The organism is Microcoleus sp. MOSTC5 (genome assembly GCF_036701825.1).
Lineage (GTDB): Bacteria > Cyanobacteriota > Cyanobacteriia > Cyanobacteriales > Microcoleaceae > Microcoleus > Microcoleus asticus.
Genome location: NZ_JAUBRK010000041.1, coordinates 1 through 21,023, shown reverse-complemented (window position 1 = coordinate 21,023; position 21,023 = coordinate 1). Strand labels below are relative to the sequence as shown.

At 46.2% G+C, this 21,023-nt stretch carries 18 protein-coding genes and 1 tRNA gene; 11 read left to right on the top strand and 8 right to left on the bottom strand.

What is annotated here, in order from left to right; all coding sequences use genetic code 11:
- The first annotated feature begins 1 nt into the window (after window position 1).
- Window positions 2-2,494 carry a hypothetical protein gene (locus QUA54_RS21785; RefSeq protein ID WP_333416258.1) on the top strand — a complete coding sequence of 831 codons (2,493 nt, stop codon included), beginning with the start codon at window positions 2-4 and terminating at the stop codon, window positions 2,492-2,494.
- A gap of 314 nt (window positions 2,495-2,808) precedes the next feature.
- Here the strand turns inward: QUA54_RS21785 and QUA54_RS21780 are convergent, their stop codons facing one another.
- The 3 genes from QUA54_RS21780 to ndhC are packed head-to-tail and all read right to left on the bottom strand — an operon-like array spanning window position 2,809 to window position 4,380.
- Entirely contained in the window at window positions 2,809-3,312 is a 504-nt protein-coding gene (locus QUA54_RS21780; RefSeq protein WP_172190238.1) for an NAD(P)H-quinone oxidoreductase subunit J, read from the bottom strand.
- Window positions 3,305-4,027 (bottom strand): photosynthetic/respiratory NAD(P)H-quinone oxidoreductase subunit K, encoded by a 723-nt coding sequence (ndhK, locus tag QUA54_RS21775; protein WP_172190237.1) that lies wholly within the window; start codon window positions 4,025-4,027, stop codon window positions 3,305-3,307. Before ndhK ends, QUA54_RS21780 begins: the two co-directional genes overlap by 8 nt.
- Window positions 4,018-4,380 carry a photosynthetic/respiratory NAD(P)H-quinone oxidoreductase subunit C gene (ndhC, locus tag QUA54_RS21770; RefSeq protein WP_006635500.1) on the bottom strand — a complete coding sequence of 121 codons (363 nt, stop codon included), beginning with the start codon at window positions 4,378-4,380 and terminating at the stop codon, window positions 4,018-4,020. The genes ndhK and ndhC overlap by 10 nt, the downstream gene beginning before the upstream one ends.
- Window positions 4,381-4,542: 162 nt before the next feature.
- Between ndhC and QUA54_RS21765 the strand changes: the two genes are divergently transcribed.
- The 7 genes from QUA54_RS21765 (at window position 4,543) to QUA54_RS21735 (ending at window position 9,254) form a co-directional block, all read left to right on the top strand.
- A complete protein-coding gene (locus QUA54_RS21765; protein WP_172190236.1) occupies window positions 4,543-4,878 on the top strand; it encodes a rubredoxin in 336 nt (111 codons plus the stop codon).
- The gene (locus tag QUA54_RS21760; protein WP_172190235.1) at window positions 4,865-5,878 is read left to right on the top strand and encodes a photosynthesis system II assembly factor Ycf48; all 1,014 of its coding nucleotides are present in this window, start codon (window positions 4,865-4,867) and stop codon (window positions 5,876-5,878) included. The genes QUA54_RS21765 and QUA54_RS21760 overlap by 14 nt, the downstream gene beginning before the upstream one ends.
- Window positions 5,879-5,934: 56 nt before the next feature.
- The gene (gene psbE / locus QUA54_RS21755) at window positions 5,935-6,183 is read left to right on the top strand and encodes a cytochrome b559 subunit alpha (RefSeq protein ID WP_006635503.1); all 249 of its coding nucleotides are present in this window, start codon (window positions 5,935-5,937) and stop codon (window positions 6,181-6,183) included.
- A 20-nt stretch (window positions 6,184-6,203) separates the two neighbouring features.
- Window positions 6,204-6,341: a cytochrome b559 subunit beta gene (gene psbF / locus QUA54_RS21750; protein ID WP_006635504.1), complete on the top strand. Its 138-nt coding sequence runs from the start codon at window positions 6,204-6,206 to the stop codon at window positions 6,339-6,341.
- Window positions 6,342-6,350: 9 nt separating this feature from the next.
- Complete coding sequence (locus tag QUA54_RS21745) at window positions 6,351-6,473, top strand: photosystem II reaction center protein L (RefSeq protein WP_172190234.1); 123 nt, start codon at window positions 6,351-6,353, stop codon at window positions 6,471-6,473.
- A gap of 69 nt (window positions 6,474-6,542) precedes the next feature.
- Window positions 6,543-6,665: a photosystem II reaction center protein J gene (locus QUA54_RS21740; RefSeq protein WP_172190233.1), complete on the top strand. Its 123-nt coding sequence runs from the start codon at window positions 6,543-6,545 to the stop codon at window positions 6,663-6,665.
- A gap of 336 nt (window positions 6,666-7,001) precedes the next feature.
- Complete coding sequence (locus tag QUA54_RS21735; RefSeq protein WP_333416291.1) at window positions 7,002-9,254, top strand: transglycosylase domain-containing protein; 2,253 nt, start codon at window positions 7,002-7,004, stop codon at window positions 9,252-9,254.
- 278 nt (window positions 9,255-9,532) lie between these two features.
- Here QUA54_RS21735 and QUA54_RS21730 read toward each other — a convergent pair whose 3' ends face one another.
- The 5 genes from QUA54_RS21730 to QUA54_RS21710 form a co-directional block, all read right to left on the bottom strand.
- Entirely contained in the window at window positions 9,533-10,123 is a 591-nt protein-coding gene (locus QUA54_RS21730; protein ID WP_333416257.1) for a cytochrome b, read from the bottom strand.
- 659 nt (window positions 10,124-10,782) lie between these two features.
- Window positions 10,783-11,592 carry a uroporphyrinogen-III C-methyltransferase gene (cobA, locus tag QUA54_RS21725; RefSeq protein WP_333416256.1) on the bottom strand — a complete coding sequence of 270 codons (810 nt, stop codon included), beginning with the start codon at window positions 11,590-11,592 and terminating at the stop codon, window positions 10,783-10,785.
- Window positions 11,589-12,323 carry a sirohydrochlorin chelatase gene (locus QUA54_RS21720; protein WP_333416255.1) on the bottom strand — a complete coding sequence of 245 codons (735 nt, stop codon included), beginning with the start codon at window positions 12,321-12,323 and terminating at the stop codon, window positions 11,589-11,591. Before QUA54_RS21720 ends, cobA begins: the two co-directional genes overlap by 4 nt.
- Window positions 12,324-12,592: 269 nt before the next feature.
- The gene (locus QUA54_RS21715) at window positions 12,593-13,276 is read right to left on the bottom strand and encodes a manganese catalase family protein (RefSeq protein ID WP_333416254.1); all 684 of its coding nucleotides are present in this window, start codon (window positions 13,274-13,276) and stop codon (window positions 12,593-12,595) included.
- A 193-nt stretch (window positions 13,277-13,469) separates the two neighbouring features.
- Complete coding sequence (locus QUA54_RS21710) at window positions 13,470-14,996, bottom strand: serine/threonine-protein kinase (RefSeq protein WP_333416253.1); 1,527 nt, start codon at window positions 14,994-14,996, stop codon at window positions 13,470-13,472.
- A gap of 396 nt (window positions 14,997-15,392) precedes the next feature.
- Here QUA54_RS21710 and QUA54_RS21705 point away from each other — a divergent pair.
- The 3 genes from QUA54_RS21705 to QUA54_RS21695 all read left to right on the top strand — a co-directional run bounded on the left by QUA54_RS21705 (window position 15,393) and on the right by QUA54_RS21695 (window position 20,839).
- A tRNA-His gene (locus QUA54_RS21705) sits at window positions 15,393-15,465 on the top strand.
- Between the two features lie 189 nt (window positions 15,466-15,654).
- Window positions 15,655-19,959: an AAA domain-containing protein gene (locus QUA54_RS21700; RefSeq protein ID WP_333416252.1), complete on the top strand. Its 4,305-nt coding sequence runs from the start codon at window positions 15,655-15,657 to the stop codon at window positions 19,957-19,959.
- Window positions 19,937-20,839 carry a hypothetical protein gene (locus QUA54_RS21695; protein WP_333416251.1) on the top strand — a complete coding sequence of 301 codons (903 nt, stop codon included), beginning with the start codon at window positions 19,937-19,939 and terminating at the stop codon, window positions 20,837-20,839. The genes QUA54_RS21700 and QUA54_RS21695 overlap by 23 nt, the downstream gene beginning before the upstream one ends.
- Window positions 20,840-21,023 lie beyond the last annotated feature (184 nt).

The following is a 21,023-nucleotide window of genomic DNA, read 5'->3' as shown; positions in this document are numbered from 1 at the left end:
TATGAATCGGAATTATCTAGCTGAATGCGTTCGACTTCTCTACTGGATTTACTTTAAACCTTTTACTTTGGCGGAGTGGCTGCGGGAAATTCATCCGGATTTGGTATCTGATACTAATCCTTTTACGATGCGGGAGAAGTTCAGGGTTAATCCTAAATTGCGGCGGTATGCGGGACAAGTCTGGTTTTTGATGGTAGTCGTCCCTTTAATAGCTGTAGTGCTAGTTGGAATTATTTATTCGCTGGCAGTCGAGCCATTTAATTGGTTGAGAAGCAGTCTTATTTTGATGGGATGGTTATTGGCAAACCGGATAGTACGGGGTACTAATAGTAGTTTGCAAATCGGATTGATACTAATGGTTATGTCGATGTTGTTTAGTTTTACCCTTGCGATAATTACCGAGCAGCTATTCATACCTGAAATACAGAGATTGATTTTACAACCTTCATTTGTTTCTGTGCTGTTGGGTTTGATGTACGGTATGTGTTTTGGTATGGGACCTAGTGTAGCGTTCGGTACGGTCTTCGATGTGGCGTTCGGTGTGGCGTTAGGTGTGGCGTCTGGTGTGACATCTGGCGTAGCGGGTGTGACATCTTCTGGTGTAGCGTTCGGTGTGGCTGCTATCTGGGGTGTGACCTGGGGTACGACCTTGGGTGTGGGGTGGCGTGTGCCATTGGATGCAGGGTTGCGAGCGCTCGTTGGGGCATCCTTTGGGCAATTCAGCGTGACGTTGAGTTTCTTGAATTTGGCATCTGTTACGGCTGTTATGACTGTCGGTGTAGTCTTCGGTGTAATTTGGATTCTCAGCGTTTTGCGAGTTTATTTCTGGATTCCAGAATTACTGTGGATGTTTTTCTTGTTGCGTTTGGTGCCAGAGGGAGACGAGGCAAAATGGCTGCGGTGTCTCCCACCGTACTTCGACCAACTCATTCACTTACCGATGCCTTTGATAGATTCGTTTATCGTCAAAGCTTATCAGCAAAACCCAGTCGCAGCCCAACAAACCATCAATTATCTCATTAACTCAACTAACCAACACAAAGTAGCATTAAAGGCAATGGTGGGAATTGCCATTGATTCCCTCAACCGCTGTCAGAACTCTGAAGATATCGTTGCCATTACCGAACAACTTGCCTGGATACCCTCACCACCGCCAGCCGAAATCGGTTCCGTACTACCTGAATTGTTGGCAATCAGCCAAGATGTTTGCGCTGCCGAAAATGCTAGTTCTGCCTACCTTCAATCCGAAATGCTGGCAACACCTTTGACTAAACTCAATCGTTTGCGAAAAAGTCTGGTTTTACGCAAAAATGCAGCTTTAGCAACTAGCTTTGGCAGCATTGTGCAGCGGTGGCTGAGTATCTTAGAAACATCCCGACAAACTTTAGAGGAAGCAGCTTTAGATTCAGCAGAAATCCCGCAAGTTTATGTCGCTGGGTCAGCCCTCAACCCTGAAAATTCTAGCAGTCGCTTCAAAGGGCGTTTGGACGTATTTCGAGAAATCGAGTCTTTGGCTAGTTCCTCTCAACCACCTGTATTGTTGCTGTATGGAGGCCGTCGCACCGGAAAAACCTCCGCCCTCAAGTTTTTACCTAAGAAAGTTGGCTCAGAATTAGTGCCGTTGTCGATCGACATTCAGGGTGCAGCCGCGGCAACAACCTTGAGCGGTTTAGCCGAGTTTATCGCTGATGAAATTGTGGAAGAGGCGCGGCGCAACCGCAATTTGCAATTACCCGCCATTGACAGAGACTCGCTCAAGATTGATCCGTTTATGGCACTCCAAAAATGGTTTGTGAAAATTGAAAAAATTGCGCCCGAAAAGCGATTTTTGTTGTGTTTGGACGAGTTTGAGCGGTTGCAAGAAGTAGTCCAAAAGACTGGAAGTCGAGCGCCCCTGAACTTTTTGCGCTACATTTTCCAGCACCGCGCTAATTGGATTTTGCTATTCAGCGGTTCCCATACTTTGGACGAGCTCAATCCTTATTGGAACGATTATTTGATTAATACACAATCTTTACGGATGACGTATTTGCAGGAATCAGAGGCGCGGGATTTAATTCGGAATCCTGTTGCTAATTTTCCCGACATTTATACAGAAGCCGCGATTGATGAAATTATTTACTTAACGCGGTGTCAGCCTTATTATGTACAACTGATGTGTCGCGTACTTGTCGATCGCCTGAATGCAATAAACAGAGAAAAGACCAGGTTAAATCAGGAAAAACAAAGGCAATTAACAGCAGATGACGTGCAGGCTGCGATTCTCAAAAGTTTGGAACAAGGGGGGGCTGCATTTCGAGAACGCTATCAAGAATTAACGGAATCAGAACGAGAGTTTTTGGATAAATTGATCGATGAACCAGTTTTAGCGGTAGCAGAAAGTCGTTCATGGCCGAGACTTGTGGAGAAAGAAGTGCTGGAGGTGACTGAAGAATGTTATCGTTTTCAAGTACCGCTATTCCAGAAGTTTGTAGAGATTCAAAGTCGGCAATAAGTTACCGCATTGATGATTCGGATATTGAAATCGCTTCTTGTCAAACGAAGATGATTCGGATATTTAAAATCGCTTCTTGTCAAACAAAGTCCGCGCAACGCGATACTAAGAAATAAGAATAGGACTGACGCATGGGGGCCTAGAAACCGGGGTTTTTTACGAAAAGGCGCGTTGCAGCCCGCAGATTCGCTAAAAAACCCGGTTTCTGAGAGTCGGAGTGCGTCAGTCCTACAAAAAACAGAGGGCGAGTTTAGCATAAAACTTAACCCCAAAAGTCAAATTTTATGCTCTAAACCCGCCTTCGCAAAACTCCCTTAATAAGCGTCTTGCAGTTCGTAGAAATCCGGGGAAATGTAATCTTTCCGCAGCGGCCAGCCTACCCAATCTTCGTTCATCAAAATCCGTTTCAGATTTGGATGTCCTTCATAGACAATGCCGTACATATCGTAGGATTCGCGCTCTTGAAAGTCGGCTGCTTTCCAAATCCAGTAGACTGATGGCACTCTGGGATCTTCGCGGGGTACGAATACTTTGACGCGGACTTCTTCAGGCTTGGAAGCATTATCTGTCAGCTTAACCAAGTGGTAGACGCTGACTAAATCTTGTCCCGGCCCTTGGTCGTAGGCGCACTGGCACTGCATATAATTAAACCCGTAGGCGTACAGTGCTGTTGACATCGGAATTAGGAATTCTCGATCGACCTTTAATATCTCCACGCCCAAATTATCGGCCGCTAAAGCTTCGTGTTCAAAGCCATTTTGAGTCAACCACTGGGAAACCTTCCCGGCTTCAACAATTGCAGATTCTGTCTCAGCCACGGTTTACCTCCTGTTTTTGTCCTGCAAGCAGGGCCGGCGGTACTGGCATTCCCATTGCTTCGGTCAATTCTTTCGGCGGCGCCATCCGGCCCGGAACTGACAAGTATTTGCCGTCCAAAATGTCGTCTACTACTTTCATTTTGTGGGGTCTGGTGTAGTAGCGGTGGGTTGGGAGCAAATTGGCCCGTTCTTGCATGGAATTGTTGGCGATTTTTTTCCGCAGTTTGATAATTGCGTCAATAATCGCTTCAGGGCGGGGGGGACAGCCGGGGATGTACACGTCTACAGGAATCAGTTTGTCAACGCCTCTGACTGCTGTGGTGGAGTCCATGCTGAACATTCCGCCGGTGATGGTGCACGCGCCCATCGCGATCACGTATTTGGGTTCCGGCATTTGTTCGTACAGCCGCACCAAGATGGGGGCGTACTTCATGGTAATTGTGCCGGCGGTGATGATCAAGTCGGCTTGCCGGGGGCTCGATCGCGGTACTAGACCGAATCTGTCGAAGTCAAAGCGCGATCCGATCAAAGCTGCAAATTCGATGAAGCAGCAGGCTGTGCCGAAAAGCAGCGGCCACAGGCTCGAAAGTCTCGCCCAATTGTAGAGGTCATCCACTGTTGTCAGGATGACGTTCTCTGAGAGTTGGGATGTGACTTCCGGGCGCTCTACAGGGTTGATAAGCGCTTTTTGTGATTTGTCAGAACTTAAGACCATTCCAAGGCTCCTTTGCGCCATGCATAGACAAGAGCAATAACGAGGATCGTGATAAAAAACAAGGCTTCGATAAAAGCCAACAGTCCTAGCTGGTTGAAAGCAACCGCCCAAGGATACAGGAAGACGGTCTCTACGTCGAAGATGACGAAGACCAGGGCGAACATATAATATCGGATGTTGAATTGAATCCAGGCTCCGCCGATCGGCTCGACGCCGGATTCGTAGGTAGTGCGTCGGTCGTAGGGACGACTTTTGGGGCGCAGTACCTTAGACGCCGTGAGGGCGAGGATAGGGACTAGGCTGGAAATTAACAGGAAGCCTAAGAAATACTCGTAGCCGCTGAGTGCAAACACGGTGAATAATTACTGCCTAGGTGAAAGGGTTCTGTAACTTGTCTGTTACATTATATAGATTTTGGGCAGCTAAAATTACGAGTTGGTTGAGATTAATCGTCCATCTTCTGCAATAATTTTTAATGTATATTTTAAGATTAGCTTACCTACTCTTTTGGAGCTATGAGCGATCGAGCCACTGAGACTAAGACCCTCGATCGGCACGAGTGCCGCGCCTGCGGCTACGTCTACGATCCGAAAAAGGGCGATCCTAAAATTGGCATTGCCCCGGGCACGGCTTTTGAAGATTTGCCCCAAACTTGGGTCTGTCCCGTTTGCGCAGCGCGCAAGTCGGCGTTTCAAAATCTCGGTCAGATGGAAGGGATATCGGGATTTAAGGCAAATCAGCGCTACGGTGTCGGTGTCAACGGCATGACCGAAGGTCAGAAAAGTTTGCTGATTTTTGGCGGCTTGGTCGTTGGTTTCTTGTTGTTACTTAGTATGTATGGTTTGCAGTAAGACGATTGTGAGATTTTGGCAACGAATTGTAATGTTATTGGCCGCTGCGCTCATCTGTACGAGTTGCAGCACGATCGGCTCCGTGAGTTACAACCCCTGGCAAGTGATTTCTTTGCCGACGAAAGCTAATTTGCAGGATATTGCCTTTACGGGCAATCCTCAGCACGGCTGGGTTGTGGGTTCGGAGGCAACTCTGCTCGAAACCTCCGACGGTGGCACTAGCTGGAAGTCTATAGCACTGGATATCGACGATCCGAGGTCGCGTTTTGCGTCGGTGAGTTTTTCGGGTTCAGAAGGCTGGATTGTCGGCCAGCCTTCTGTTTTGCTCCACACGAACGATGAGGGGAAGTCTTGGACGCGGATTGCTTTGAGCAGTCAGTTGCCCGGTTCTCCGAGTACGATCGCGGCTTTGGGCCCGAATTCCGCCGAGATGACCACCGATGTGGGGGCGATTTACCGGACTTCTGACGGCGGCAAAAATTGGAAAGCTGTCGTGCAGGATTCTTTTGGGGTAGTTCGCAATATCAACCGTTCTGAAGACGGACAGTATGTTGCGGTTTCCTCGAAGGGCAATTTCTACTCGGTGTGGAAACCCGGACAAGAAGCTTGGGAACCTCACAACCGCAACAGTTCTCGCCGCCTGCAAAATATGGGTTTTACCAAGGACGGGCGTTTGTGGATGCTCGCCCGCGGCGGTCAGATTCAGTTTAGCGACCCGTCCAATCCTGAAGGTTGGGGAAAACCGTTTTTTCCCGATCGCAAGGCGAGTTGGGGTTTGCTGGACATGGCTTACCGTACTGATAATGAAGTTTGGGTAGCCGGCGGCGGCGGCAATTTGCTGTGCAGTTTGGACGGCGGGAAAACTTGGCAAAAAGACCGCGAAGTTGAAGATGTTCCCGCTAATTTTTACAGGATTGTCTTTATGGGCCCCGATCGCGGATTTGTGATCGGCGCGAGCGGTACTCTACTTAAATATCAAGGTTCAGCGCAAGCTGCTTGATAGTAGAATATTAATAGAGATTGTCTGTCGATTTGTTGTTGAAAGGAGGATTCTAAATGGCTGGTACAACTGGAGAACGTCCGTTTGGGGACATTATTACAAGTATCCGTTATTGGGTAATTCACAGCATCACCATTCCGGCTTTGTTTATTGCTGGATGGCTGTTTGTGCAAACGGGTTTGGCTTACGATGCTTTCGGAACTCCTCGCCCTAACCAGTATTTCACACCGCAGCGCGAAGAAGTGCCGATTATTTCGGATCGCTTTGAAGCTAAGAAACAAGTAGATCAGTTCATTGCCAAGTAATTTAACAAGGATTTGGAAAAATGACGAGCAGAACCCCAAACAATGAGCCAATTTCGTATCCGATTTTTACGGTGCGGTGGTTGGCAGTTCATACTTTAGGTGTCCCAACAATTTTCTTTTTGGGCGCGATCGCAGCAATGCAATTTATTCAACGATAGGAGTTTACAATGCCTGAGCGCGTTCCTAATCCCAACGAGCAGCCTGTTGAGTTAAACCGGACTTCTCTTTATTTGGGTTTGTTGTTGATTTTTACTCTGGGTATTTTGTTTTCCAGTTATTTCTTTAATTAACTGGTGTTTGAGTTGGCTTTCGATAGTTCGATCGAATTTGTTTAGCTGTGAATTAGTGAGGTGATGGCTATGTTTAGTGAAAGTGGCAGAATTCCTTTGTGGCTGGTAGCTACTGTCGCAGGCCTCGGTGTTCTGAGCATTTTGGGTCTTTTCTTCTACGGTGCTTATGCCGGTTTGGGTTCTTCGCTGTAAGGAGAACTAAGCTGATTTTAGGCTTTTAACCCCCCTTGAAAAAGGGGGGTTTTAATTATGCGAAGTTTATTGGTAAATCTGGGATAAATGTTATCGAAAGTGTTAATTTTTCGGCAAGTTTATGATAATTGAATTCTCTGGTAAGAGGGGGATTTTTTGTGGTTGGGTGAAGATTCGCTCAATAAACGGATTCCGGGCAGGTTCACCAATAACCCCAAAATCGATCGCCATTAGCCGACTATCGCCTCAAGAGTGTGGACAGATCCTGAAATTAGCCAAAAGTTGCGAGTAGAATGGTGCAAGAGCCGATCGCTCGATCGTAGTGCACAGCGAAATATGACCCCACCGCAGCCGCCCCGCAAACCTCAAACCGTCTTGGGTGCTATTACCCAAGCAGTCCAGACTATTGCCAAGGTTAATTTTAACCAGCTAGCGCTGAAACCGAATGCCAAAGTACCCGAACTGTGGGTACAGGATGCGGGAGCAGCTAAAGCTGAGGTTTATCCGCTGTTGGGCGATCGATATTTGTTAGGTCGATCGTCCAAATCTTCAGATATTGTAGTTCGCAATCCCGTTGTCAGTCACGTCCACTTATCCCTGTCGCGGGATACTCGGCGGCGGACTCCTTTTGTCATCAAAGATGAAGACTCCACCAACGGCATTTACAGCGGCAAAAGGCGAATTAAAAGTATGTCGCTGCGTCACGGAGACGTGTTCACTTTAGGCCCGCCGGAACTAGCCGCCGCTGTCAGAGTTCAGTACGTATATCCGCCGCCTTGGTATTTGGAACTTGTGCGTTACAGCTTTTACGGCGTTAGCGGAATTACCGCCTTGATTGCGGTGTTGGTAGGTATGGAATCGACCAAGTTTCACGTGCGGCCTCTGCCGAGAAGTATCAATGGCCCCGTGATTGTTTATGCCCGCGACGGGCAAACTCCGCTGCGTCCTCCTCAGAATAACGCTCACTTAGAATTAAAGAAATTGCAGGATTTTTCGCCTTATTTATCCAAGGCGGTACTTGCATCGGAAGACAGCCGCTACAATTGGCATTTGGGGGTAGATCCGCTGGGCGTTTTGCGAGCACTTTTAACTAATGTTCGCGGGGGCGGAATTCGTGAAGGTGGTAGCACTCTGACGCAGCAGTTGGCGAGGAGTTTGTTTCGAGATTATGTGGGAACTCAAGATTCGGCGGGACGCAAGTTACGGGAAGCTGTAGTGGCTTTTAAACTGGAGAATTATTACAGCAAAGACGAGCTATTGCTGACTTATTTAAATCGCGTGTTTTTGGGAATTGACCTTTACGGTTTTGAGGATGCGTCTCGGTTTTATTTTGGCAAGTCGGCGAAGGATTTAACTTTGTCAGAGGCGGCGACTTTGGCGGGAATTTTGCCTGCGCCAAACAGTTTTAATCCGATTCAAAATTATCAGTTAGCGGTGCAGTACCGCGATCGAGTAATCGAACGGATGCGGGCACTGGGGACGGTTTCTCAGGAAGAAGCAGATCGCGCGAGGCGATCGCGAATTGAGATCAATCCGAAAGCTCGCGAATTTCTGCAAAGTACGATCGCTCCTTATTTCTACAGTTATGTATTTGACGAATTGGAGTTTTTGCTGGGGGAGCAGTTAGCCAGAGAAGGCAATTTTATTGTAGAAACAGGTTTGAATCCCGGCCTGCAAAAAGTGGCTGAAGCTTCCCTCAGAAATGCTGTAGAAAATGCGGGAGCCAATGCAGGTTTTTCTCAAGGAGCAGTGGTAACTCTCAATACTGCAACAGGAGAAGTCTTAGCTTTAGTTGGGGGCGTAGATTATTTGAAAAGTCAGTTTAATCGGGCTACCCAAGCTTTGAGACAGCCCGGTTCTACATTTAAGATTTTCACCTATGCAGCCGCCCTAGAACAGGGAATCTCACCCGATAAAACTTATTCTTGCGAGCCGCTTTCCTGGGGCGGACAAAGTTACAGCGGCTGCGAAAGAACCAGCGGCAGTGCGGATATGTATCGGGGTTTAGCACAGTCGGAAAATGCAATTGCTTTGAGAGTAGCACAAGATGTCGGTTTAGACAAAGTAGTGCAAATGGCGAGGCGTTTGGGGATTACATCTGAATTGCGTTCTAACCCAGGTTTAGTATTAGGTGAAAGTGAAGTTAACGTATTGCAATTAACTGGTGCATTCGGGGTTCTGGCGAACCGGGGTTTGGGCAATCGCCCCCACGTAATCAAGCGAATTATTGACAGCAGCGATTGCAAAGATCGAAATAATTTTAACAGTTGCCGGGTGATTTATGACTATCAAAAAGATGGCATTGCCAATCGGCAGTTAGTTTCTGAAGGCGTAGCGGATACCATGACTGATATGCTGCAAGGTGTTGTGCGGGGAGGTACGGGTAGCAGTGCTGCTTTGGGGTTGGGAGAAGCTGGAAAAACAGGCACGACTAATGATAATAGAGATTTGTGGTTTGTCGGTTATATTCCCAGTCAGCAACTCGTGACAGGAGTTTGGTTGGGAAATGATGATAATTCTCCGACTGGGGGAGGTAGTGCAAATGCCGCTCAGTTGTGGGGGGAGTATATGCGGGAAGTGGCGCGTTGAAATCATTCGTCATTAGTCATTAGTCATTAGTTAGTAGTTAGTAAGCGGTTGTGCATTTAAATTGTATGTTGAGGGCGGGATTTCCTACCCACCCACAAGAGTAAAAGTTTATTTGACCGTGCAATTTAAATGCGGATTAGCTTAGTCATTTTACCAATGACTAATGACTGCAGATGCAATATTTAAATTTATTCTACAGTCTGAGAAACTGAGCGAAAGCTAACGCTCAAGAGTGAGCAATGACATCAATACGTTATTGATTCCACGACTGATTAAGGTTAACTGAGCGATGATTTTTTCAGGGCTTGGGTTGTTCGTCTCAAAAGCGATCGCACATATTTTCGTTGGTCGATCGCGTGGAGTACAATAAAGGCCAGGAAAGTATAAGCAATCCAGAAATGTAAATCTCCTGCAAAATCTACAACCGCTGCATTTTGAGGAAAGATATCTGGCAAGGTTGCCAGCCAGAAGAAAGGGACATTCCCGCTTTTATAGGAATTAGAGAGGAAAAATCCGCTCAGAGGAACCGCTAGCATAAACAGATAAATTGCCGTGTGCAGTAGAAACCTGCGAATCCACTCACCTGTAAACTTGGGGAGGCGGCGCGTATACTTACGCCACCAAACTCGCTGCAAAATGAAAATACGCCAAGTTAGCAATCCAATTGTCAACACCCCAATCGATTTATGCAAAGTATAAGCGTTGCCTCGTAATGGTGTATTGTCTGGCATTTTAACCATCCAAAATCCCCCAAGCAACAGCAGCAGATAACAGGTTGCCATCACCGCGTGCATTGACCATAATTGCTTGAAGGCTGAATTGGCTCTAGGCTGGGGCTTTGTTTCTTGCGGAACTAATTTGGAACTCATCTAATCCCTCCTAAATATTGAATGGTGTTTTGGTTCTGTCAGTCGATTTTATACTTTAGATTTTAGATTGTAGATTTTAGATTTACTCGACAGATGAATCGGGGAGCATAAACTAGGGTCTAAAATTTTTATATTTCCGCGATTTAATTCGGGGGCTTGTCTCCATTTTTGGGCGCGGTCATTCAATATATGCAAGTTGTATAAATCTCAGATCAACCATTGATTAAAAAAAATTGTAGGTTTTTGGCGACCAAGGCAAAGGAGAAAATAGTTTATATTGCAGTACAGCAATCAAAACAAACAGTTATGCAACGGAACTTTGGAAAAAAAGCCTCAAAAAACGACCCAAAAAAATATTATCAAATTATCGCCTAACAACACGCGATGACTTCCAACAAACGGCGAGATTTTCCGCGCGCTTTCGGTGGCATCCAGTGCAGGACGCAAAACCCATGAATAACAGATGCTGCGATAGCTTTCATAATAGAGGGCGAAAGCTAACGCTCAAGAGCGAGCAATGACATAAATATGTCATTGATGCGTCCAAGAATGACATCGCAATGACATCAAGGGTGGGAACGTCCCCGCTGGCGAGCCAAATCAGAGGGAGCGAAATCAAAGCGATCGAAATTAGAGCGCTTCTGACCCTATCCTCCCGCTTATTGTACAGTCTGAGAAACTGGCCGACAGCCAGACAATATCGAGTGCAAATTGACGACATTTCCGATTACTGCGATCGCAGGTGCTGCAAATCCGGTCGCCTCAACTTGCTCTACAATTGTACCCAAAGTCCCGATCAATTCTTCTTGTTCCGGCCGCGTTCCCCAGCGCACTAATGCTACGGGCGTTTCTGCACTCATTTCGGCTGCTGTCAACTGCCCGATAATGTAAGGCAAATTGTGGATTCCCATGTATACTACAATGGTTTCGGACCCGCGGGCGATCGCCTGCCAATTTACTTCCGGTCGATATTTTCCCGCTGATTCGTGACCGGTGACAAAGGTGACAGAGGAACTGTACGATCGGTGTGTTAAAGGAATTCCCGCATAAGCAGGGGCCGCAATTCCAGAAGTGACACCGGGTACAACTTCTACCGACACTCCAGCTTTTACCAACTCTTCCATTTCTTCGCCGCCGCGGCCGAAGATAAACGGATCGCCGCCTTTGAGACGAACTACGATCGCATTATCTCCAGCTTTTTCTATCATTAACTGAGTTGTTTCATCTTGCATTAACGAGTGACGGCCTTTGCGTTTTCCGGCATCAATTCGTTCTGCTTGGGGGTTGATTGCTGCCAAAATTTGAGGGCTGACTAAAGCGTCGTAAATCACCACATCCGCGCACTCTAACAGAGCTTTTCCCTTCAAGGTCATCAAACCCGGATCTCCGGGTCCCGCACCTACTAAATACACTTTGCCTAAAGACATTTTTCTTGCTTCCTTTACCTCTTCTGTGCCACTGCAGTTCATTTTTGAATTAAATCCCCAATTAAGTCTGCTAATTCTACACTTGCGCCTAGAGGATTTGCGAGATGAAGTTCCGCCGCAGGAAATTGCTGCTTTAGCTGTGCGACATTTTTGGCGATCGCATCTGTAATTCCTCCATTAAATAAGAAGTATGGCACAATTCCAATTTGCTGCTGTCCACCACGAACCAAACTGTCAATTTGCTCTTCCAAACTCGGCTTGACCGACCAATACGCTGTCTGTGCACCGAGTTGGCTGGCGATTTCCTCAACTGTCGAGTTACCTCCGGGGCGACGGCTGCCGTGAGATAATAAAATCCATTTTGGCCATAGCAGATTGGGGAGAAAAGTCACCTCTTGCATCTGACTTTTTACCAATTTTGTTAAGCCTGCTTTCTGGGAACCTAAATGCGGGCGCAATTCAATTTTTAGCTTGTCACCAAAAGTTTTTTGGGCAATCTCCACCTCTGCCGGTATGTCTTCGGCGACGTGAACTCCCGGCAATAAAAATACAGGCAGGATTTGCAATTCTGTCAGTCCCAGCGACAGGGTACGTTCGCCAAAACTGCAAATTTGTTCGTGCAGCGGTGCGGGCCCAAGTTCTAAGGTGGCAGTTGCTACTGCGGGGAACGAGTCACCAAAATTTTGAGACAGCAGTTGACCTAGCTTTTCCAAAGCTAGTTGGGGTCTGGGGTCGCGGCTGCCGTGAGAGACTAATAAATAGGTCGATCGCAATTTCAATATGGATTTAATGTTAATGTTCGATCTGGATCTGGACTTGCGCGCACTAACTCAAGAAACCGGGTTTTTCCACGGTGGCAAGAGGCTGCTGCGAAGTATTTTCGTAAAAAAAACCCGGTTTCTGCTTGAGTCCGGGAGAGTTTCAATAACTATAACATTTTTTAGCCGATCGTTCTTGATAGCAAAGAGTAGGTTGGGTACAGCTTCGCGTTACCCAACCTACTCGGCTACTGTGCTGCGAGGCTAATTGCGGAATATTCCGATTAAGCTCTGGGGCCTGGTTCAGCAATGTATTGGAAAGTAGGTTCAGAGTTCCAAGGGCCGCGTTCATCCTTGCCATTTGTTGACAAGTTAAAGTAGAGATCCACAGTGGAATCTGGCGGAATATTGCCGAACAAAGGATCGGTGAGTTTACCCAACGATTCTAGAGCTTTCATGAACATTTGAGTGTGAGAAATTTCGCGAGTCAGCAGAAAATGCAGCGTCTTTTTCGTTGCTGCATCCGGTGCTAGTTTAATCAATTCTTCGTAGGTTTGGCGAGCTCCTGCTTCGGCAGCGACATCAGCGCGCAAATCGCGCACCACATCCCCGCCTTCGTTGATATAAGCTGCTGTCCAAGCTTGACCTTGGCTGTCTAACAAGTGTGGGCCTACGCCGCGCACCGCAAACAAAGTGCTTTTATAAGCTTCTGTTTGGTCAACGTTTTTGGTGTGCATTTCTATGAGTTGCCCCACCATTTCTAAGTGGCTGAATTCTTCGATAGCAATATCTTGGAGCATATCCTTAATCCCTGCATTTTCACAGTGAAATGACTGCACCCAGTATTGCAAAGCTGCTGTCAGTTCTCCGGTTGCTCCGCCAAACTGTTCTAGCAGCAATTGCGCAAAACGCGGGTTAGGTTCGTCTACTCTCACCGCAGACATTAATTCTTTTTTGTGAAAAAACATGGATCGGTACCTCTTTCTAGTTCTCTTGTTAAAGTCTGAAGGATTGCAGACTTTATCTGTGTTCGCCTTAATCCATTGTGCGACAAGCGATCGCACCGAGCCTCGGTCGATGGATACATCTAGCTCGACAAATTTCTCTGCTTTCAGGTAGAGTTTAAATATGAAATTTTACTTAGTGAGTCGGTAGAGCAAATTACAATTTTGGAGCAGGATTATTGTCGCACTCGGTTAATTTTGCTGACAGGGCATCGAGATGCCGCAGCCACTGAATGCCGCCAACCCAACTGCGAGAGGGGAGGTGTCCGATTGGTGCTTGCTGACTAAATTTAATCTGCCCTAAAGTATTAGCAGAATTGTAGGTTTGCCAGTTGACCAGATCGCAAAATCTGATATAATCTCCCTTAACGCTTTCGTAAATCTGCTTTTGGACGCTGAAGCCAAACCGACCTTGACTGTAGTGCAACCACAGGCGATCGACTGTTTGCAAATCTTCGCAGGGTAGCTGGTAAATTTTGCTGATTTCTAGCTGAGTTCCCGGTGGCTGGGAAAGAGATTGACACATCAAGCCCCAAGTTTCGAGATCGGCTTCTTGCCACTTTTTGTTTGACAAAAAATCCCGCAATTTGGTATAATCAACTCCCCGTGCAGAAATCATGGTCGGCTCGATATTTGAAGTAACAGATAAGGAAAAAGTTTCTGCGGAATTGGCGACGGCATTTGTGGATAAAATTGGAGAATCAGGAGTTTCTAGCGCGCTGATATCGGTTGAGCTGTCGCTATTACTGAGAGTAGGAGCGATCGGCTTTTTCGGCGAAAGCAAATTTTGATGGCGAATATCTAAAGCTGCTTGGGTATCTTGCAAAACTTCCGCAGCAAAACTGTACCGCTGATTGAGATTAGTTTGCAGCAATTTATCTAAAATTTCGCCTAACTCCTCGCTAATACTCGTGGCTTTGGGGAGAAACTCGCGCCACCACCAGCGATCGTTGTTGCAGTCGTACATATCTAAGGGAGGAACTTGCGTCATCAGGCGAATGCAAGTAACACCTAAACTGTAAAGGTCGCTAGCAGGAAATACTTTGCCGCGCATTTGTTCGGGAGCTACATAATCTTGACTGCCGATGAGCGTTGCTGGACGGAGTATGGCTGTATCAGTCATTAGTTTAGCAATGCCGAAATCGATCAATACGAGTTTGTTGTCCGATTGGCGGCGGATAATATTTTCGGGTTTGATGTCGCGGTGAATGACGCGCTTGTCGTGGATAAATTGCAGCACTGGCAATAAGTCTTGCAGCAGTTGCCAAATTTCATCTTCATCGTATACACTCAGGTCTAATTCTTGTTTAAGAGTCGATCCCTCTATAAACTCTTGAACTAAATAAATATGACCTTCTTGTTCAAAGCAGGCTAATAATGTGGGGATTTGCGGGTGTTTTCCGAGTTCGTCTAAACGGACGCCTTCTTGCCGAAATAATTCAACGGCTTTGTTGAAAATTTCGGGGTCGCGGTCGTAAAAATAAAATTGCTTGACTGCACAGCGGGGTACAGATGGGATGTCTTCATCAATTGCTAGGAAAGTTTTACCAAATCCGCCTCTACCTAAAAGTTCAATCGGGCGATATCGCTGTCTCAGCAACAGGTTAAAGCCGCAGTTTAAGCAAAAGTTGGCGGTGTGGGAGTTTTGAGGATTTTGACATTCTGGGTTGACACAGTAGCTCATATCGATTTTAGATTTTAGATTTTAGATTTTAGATGGCGGACAAGACTTTTTTTTAAACGAACCGCGAAGACGCGAAGCGGCGCGAAGGAATAGGGAAGAGAGAAGAGAGAGAAGAGAGAGGGTTGACAACTGATGTAGTCCGAGATATGAGGCTATTTTAATGCGCTGGGTCGAATCGGGACGCTGCCAGAGCTGCTGAGTCCGGGTCGCGCGACGGCTGGGGCGCGGGATAGTTGCCGATCGCGCAGAGCGAAAATTGTGCTAAACTCTTACTGTGCTTGAAATTTGAGGCACAATCGATCTGTCCGGTTCAGGGACGCTCAGAAATATTTCAAAATATTTTTGCCTTACCCCTAGACTTGTGCTGAGATCTGATGCTATAGTTAAAAACATATGGCGAGTGTAGCCAAGTGGTTAAGGCAGTGGTTTGTGGTACCACCATTCGTGGGTTCAATTCCCATCATTCGCCCTTTTAATTCTGAACTGTTTAATTCGAGCGCCCGTCGGCTGTACGGTAATTTGCGATCGTCGTAGGGTGTGCAGTGCACACCTTAATCTTTTTGGGGATTTAGCGGTTCTGTCGGTACAAGTTCCGATGTGCTAATCTTAAATCCAATCTAAAGTCTAAAATCTAAAATCTAAAATCTAAAATCAAAATATGCCATCTTTAGTAACAGAAGATTGGGGATATAAATTTAGTGGCGATCGCACAATTAATAAGTTTATTCGGGATATTGAAGGAGAAGCAGCTTTAGGGAAATATTGCGATTGGGAATGCAGAGAACGTGCGGAAATTCTGATGTCGGAGATAGCTGGCAAATCGCACAATCTGTTCTACGTGCGCCGCCAAAAGGTAAATGAGAGATTTTCGGAAGAAGAAATCTGGGAATTGCTGCTTGCTACGGATGGAGATGATTTTGAATTACCCCAATTGTTGCAAAAAGCCGATCGCACTTTGCGGTTGTTAGCAACTGTACGCTGTGAAGACGGAATCGGCGGTTTAAAACTGCTGGATGCTGGTTTGGTGGCGGTTCCCAGAGGGAGGAAAGATGGGTATGCTTTGCCGGTTCAGTTGCGACTTTTGGCTAACAGTAGATCGCCAATTCCTGTAAAGTCGATCGCCCGCGTCCAACAAATGCCATTTTGGGACGACAGACACATACCAACTACCGAACAGCTAAAAGTTTGGCATACTTTTTTAAATGTGGAAAAACGCATCGCGGAAGCGCGTCAATTTTGCGTGCCTTTCCGAGGACACAATTACGGTTCCGGCTTCAAAATCGTCAGTTTTGAAATCGATCGTAATTCCGCAACTCTTGATGGCTATGAGGAAAATTCCTTAGAATTGGGCGACTTTCGCGAAAGGCTAAAAAAGGCACGAAATGAAGAAATTATCCTGTTTGATTCGCCGCCCGGAAGCAGAAGCAGCCGCGATGGAGAGACATTGGGTAGCATCGCCGAAATTGACTTTGAACATGGTAAATTACGGATTAAGTTAGATGTTGATTTAGGCGATCGCATGGCGGGCGGCAGATATCAACTGCCGAAACAAGGATTCTTGTATTTTGAGGCGGCGGGCGATATCAGTCAGATCGAACGCAAGAAAAAAGCTTTAAAAATGCTGACAGACGGGCGCGCTCAAAATCCCTATTTGAGCGAATTTTTATTCGACTCTTCTCAAGCGAGAATGCCCGAAAAACTGATTAAATTGGATCGGGAAAACTTATTAAATCGCAATGCTAATGACGACCAACTTGCCGCCGTAGAAACCGTGCTTTCGGCGCGGGATTTAATTTTGATTCAAGGCCCGCCGGGAACTGGCAAAACGACTGTGATTGCGGAGATTTGCTATCAAATTGCCCGTCAGGGCGGCAAAACGCTCATTGCTTCGCAAGCAAATTTGGCTGTAGACAATGCTTTGAGTCGGTTAGTTCACAATCCGGCAATTCGGGCTTTGCGGAAGGGAAAAGCTCATAAGGTGCAGGAAGAAGGGCAGCCGTTTTTAGAGGAAAATGCGATCGGCACTTGGCTGCAAAATACGGCGACTGACTGCGAACAAAAGCTCTCGCAGCGCCAAACTAATGTCAAATCTTTGCGCCAGTTGGTGGGAGAATCCGACAGATTCACAGCCTACTTTGCCGCCGAGAAAGATTTTTTTAATGAACTCAAAGACTTGCACGACAGTAAAGCAAGTATTGAGGAAAAGTACAGCCAGAAAACAGCAGATTATGAACTAATTTTAACCGAAAAAAGCGAGATTGAATCTCTAGTTAGTGGTTTAGAAAATCTGTTGGATGCGCCTAATGTCAACTGGGAATCTCCAGAAGTTGCCGAGTTTATGCCCCGACTAAAACCATATTCAGAAGGCAACGTTTTAGTAGAAAACTTTATGGCAAATGTTCGGATTGCCGCTAGCAATGCTACTCAAATAGGTTACGATCGCCCTGCTTGCGGCGCGTTTGGGATTGGCGTTTGGCTGCAGGAAACTGTAGCAGCGCAAATATCGGAATTTAAGACAGCATTCGATCGGGCTGATGATGTTTGTCACGCTATGTCAACGGTTGCGGAGTCGTTGCGGGTGTCGCGGCAGATGTCGGATGCTGTGAATCAACTCGAATTGGGCGATCGGCAAAATCAGACACACCGCCACAATCTCGAACAGAAAATCAAGAATTTGGAACTGCGAAAAGCGGAAATTGCAGCCGTTGTCGTTGCCGTTGCACAATGGATCGAGACGGCAGATACGGGGCTCTATGAAGTTGTGAAATCTTGCTGGGAAACGGGCGCAATGCTGACGGATGATATGGTAGAATTGCCCGCAGGATTGCTGAAAATTGCCCGATCGCTCAAATTGCCGATCGTGCCGCCCAAATGCAAAATCAATTTGCCCGATTTGGATCGGTTGCAAAAGGCGATATCCCACGAAGAAAGCGCAGGTTTTAAGGACATACAAGGGCAACAGTTCCGGTTTAGCGAGTTTCTGCACCTAAATTTGAGCCAAACGCCGATCGTACTCTCTGCGGGCGATCGTACACAGTGGCAGCAACTAGCCAAAGACTTCGCCAGCTATTCCCAAGTCAGCCCAAGTCAGCGCAAATTTATTATCGAAAAATCTCGCACTTTCTTAGGCAGCATTCAACAATTTTACAGTAAATCCTTGCAGCCAAATCAGATACAGGCTACCTTCGATCGCCTAGTCAAAGAATTGCTGCACAGTATCCTCGCAAATGCGCGTCAGTGCGTGGTTCCCCTGAAAACCGAAACCGAACAGCAGCTTATAAAACAGCAACAGTTATTAGATAAAATCGGTCAAACCTTAAACCAGCAGCAAATATCCGCCGCTAAACTTCAGGTAGAAACAGCGCAGCAAGAGGCAAACTTAAAAATTAGCGAAGTTACTAATTTGTTGCAAGCAATTGTCCAACAGCCCAATGCCCCAGCAAAGTTGCGGATTTTAGCCGAACAATATCTCGCCCAAAAATCCAATATTTGGGAGCAACCGCAGCAGTTTGTCAAGCAAGTTGAGGCTTGGAAAGCAAGCACGGTTCAGCTTGAAAAATCCATTGCTGACTTAGATCCTTTTGGGGTTTTGGAGACTCTTAAAAACAGTCTTGACGAGCATTTATCCCCGCTGCAAATTGCGGCTGCAACTTCGCAGCAGCAACTCGCCGAACTTCAAAAAGAATTGAGCGAAATTACCGCTAAACTACAACAGCAGCAACCGACATCCGCATTACTTGTTGAGAGAAATTGGTGGGAGTCAGCATGGCAAACTATCCCGACTCGATACCAGCCCGAAGTTCCGAATACAGGATTATTCAGCGTAGCTTTTTTAAACAAAATTAAGCGTCTGTTCAAAACTTGGCAGCGGAAATTAGAACAAGAAGAGATAGCATTAAATCGTTCTCAAACGTTTGTGAATGATTGGATTCAAAAACTCCGCAATCCATCAGAAAAAGACCGCAACGATTTAAAGCAAATTTATATTGACAATGCCAACGTAATCGGCATTACTTGCGTGCAAGCTGCCAGTTTCGATTTTAATAAAAACTTTCCCAGCTTTGATGCAGTCATCATTGACGAAGTTAGCAAATGCACTCCCCCAGAGTTATTAATTCCCGCTTTGAAAGGCAGAAAGTTAGTATTAGTGGGCGATCACCGGCAATTGCCGCCGATGTTTAATCAAAGTACGATCGACGATATTGCCGAAGACATCGGCTGTACCGGAGACGAACTTAGCTTCATAAAAGAATCTTTGTTCAAAGTATTGTTTGAAACTGCCAGCGACAGCATCAAAAAAATGCTGACAACTCAGTATCGAATGCACCCACAAATCATGGGCGCCATCAATCAGTTTTACAAGCAAAAACTCAACTGTGGCATTCAGGAAGCTGACACCAAACGCGCCCACAACCTCGCAGGTAAAATTATTCAAGAAAACAATCACATTCTGTGGGTAAAAACGCCGATAGGACAAGGGTTTGAAGAGGAAAAACAGGGTACTTCGCGGTTGAATGTCAAAGAGATTGATGCGATCGAGCGTTTGTGCGAACAAATGGAGACAGCTTGGCGGCCAAAAGTTGCCGATGGTGAACCACCAAAAGAAATCGGAATTATCACTTTTTATGCTGCTCAATTAAATGCAATTAAAGACAGAATCGAAGGCGAAAGATTTCCTGCTTTGAGCATCCGCACTGGTACGGTTGACATATTTCAAGGCATGGAAAGACCTGTAATTATTGTCAGCACGGTGTGCAATAATGTTAGGGGCGATATTGGATTTGCTAAGGAACCGGAACGGGTGAATGTGGCATTTTCCCGCGCTCAAGAATTGCTGGTAGTTGTCGGCTGCCACGATTTATTTACCCAACAAACAGGTACAGTCGGAAAAATGTATCAGGAAGTTTCAAAAACGGTGCGTCACTGCGGAGGTTTTGTAGATGTTTCTAGCGTCCTCAACTAAAACAATTGACTCGAATTTAAGTTCGCTAGCGGAACAAATTGAGCAACAAAATCCGGGTTTGTCAGTGTTGGCGGCGCGTCAATTCCGCTTTGCAATCCGTCAAACTCCGCTGGAGGTGGCGATTAGCGAACCGCGCCAGTTTAACGTGTTGGAAGAGTTTATTTTGCGGGCGGGGGTTGAGTTTGAACCTGCGCCAAATTTGAAGGAATTGGCGGATTTGCTGGGGTTAGACGAGATTTTTGTGAAGACTGCGGCGGCGACTCTGGTTAGTTTGGAAAGCTTGGAGGTGGCTGAAAATGGGAAAATTGCGATCGCCCCGCAAGGCAGAGATTTTTTCGAGAAAGGTGCGGTTAGTCGATCGCAAATTCAATCAATTTATGCCATTTCCGATCCGCTGAATCAAACTCTTACCTTTAAATTCGATGCTTTAGCCGCAGAATCGGTCAACTTGCCAGATTTAGCCGATTTAGTTTCGCTCGAACATAAAATTACCGACCTTGCAGATTTAAGTATAGCAGAAATCCAGCCGTTAATTCAAGCTTCCGGCTTAGGAATTCACGTCCCCTACAACGGCAAAATTGTGTCTAATTGTGATGTCATCGGCGACGATTTAGATATTTGGCAAACAGTCTCGATTTTTGTGTTGTTAGATGCGATCGAAAATAAAACTACTATTCAAGTCCGACAGGGAAAGCAAATATTAGAAAGTGCATCAAACTTGCTAAACGAACTTGAATCGCAACAGAAACTTTCCTTAAATGACTTGTGCAAATTAACAGAAGATGTCATTTTGCAAGAGCCAGAAATAATCGCCACTCCAAAAACTCGGAAATCGGCATCTAAGAAGAAACGCAAGGAAACAGACCCAGAAAACAAGTAAACTGGGCAAGCTCCAAATAAAAGCGATCGCTACGCAGGTAACGCAGCGATCGCACTCTTGAGCCAGCTCAAATAAAATTAATCTTTATCGAAATAAAAGCCTACTATGGCGTCGGTTCAGTATTAGGAGTTGACAAAAAAGACTGAAAATGATATGTGAATTGAGAAGCCTGTTAAATTCTCAT

Bases quoted from the DNA above. Each gene is read 5' to 3' on its own strand.
- QUA54_RS21785 (WP_333416258.1), top strand. From the start codon at position 2: ATGAATCGGAATTATCTAGCTGAATGCGTTCGACTTCTCTACTGGATT.
- ndhK (WP_172190237.1), bottom strand. From the start codon at position 4,027: ATGGTCTTAAGTTCTGACAAATCACAAAAAGCGCTTATCAACCCTGTA.
- QUA54_RS21765 (WP_172190236.1), top strand. From the start codon at position 4,543: ATGAGCGATCGAGCCACTGAGACTAAGACCCTCGATCGGCACGAGTGC.
- QUA54_RS21760 (WP_172190235.1), top strand. From the start codon at position 4,865: ATGGTTTGCAGTAAGACGATTGTGAGATTTTGGCAACGAATTGTAATG.
- psbE (WP_006635503.1), top strand. From the start codon at position 5,935: ATGGCTGGTACAACTGGAGAACGTCCGTTTGGGGACATTATTACAAGT.
- psbF (WP_006635504.1), top strand. From the start codon at position 6,204: ATGACGAGCAGAACCCCAAACAATGAGCCAATTTCGTATCCGATTTTT.
- QUA54_RS21745 (WP_172190234.1), top strand. From the start codon at position 6,351: ATGCCTGAGCGCGTTCCTAATCCCAACGAGCAGCCTGTTGAGTTAAAC.
- QUA54_RS21740 (WP_172190233.1), top strand. From the start codon at position 6,543: ATGTTTAGTGAAAGTGGCAGAATTCCTTTGTGGCTGGTAGCTACTGTC.
- QUA54_RS21735 (WP_333416291.1), top strand. From the start codon at position 7,002: ATGACCCCACCGCAGCCGCCCCGCAAACCTCAAACCGTCTTGGGTGCT.
- QUA54_RS21730 (WP_333416257.1), bottom strand. From the start codon at position 10,123: ATGAGTTCCAAATTAGTTCCGCAAGAAACAAAGCCCCAGCCTAGAGCC.
- cobA (WP_333416256.1), bottom strand. From the start codon at position 11,592: ATGAACTGCAGTGGCACAGAAGAGGTAAAGGAAGCAAGAAAAATGTCT.
- QUA54_RS21715 (WP_333416254.1), bottom strand. From the start codon at position 13,276: ATGTTTTTTCACAAAAAAGAATTAATGTCTGCGGTGAGAGTAGACGAA.
- QUA54_RS21710 (WP_333416253.1), bottom strand. From the start codon at position 14,996: ATGAGCTACTGTGTCAACCCAGAATGTCAAAATCCTCAAAACTCCCAC.
- QUA54_RS21700 (WP_333416252.1), top strand. From the start codon at position 15,655: ATGCCATCTTTAGTAACAGAAGATTGGGGATATAAATTTAGTGGCGAT.
- QUA54_RS21695 (WP_333416251.1), top strand. From the start codon at position 19,937: ATGTTTCTAGCGTCCTCAACTAAAACAATTGACTCGAATTTAAGTTCG.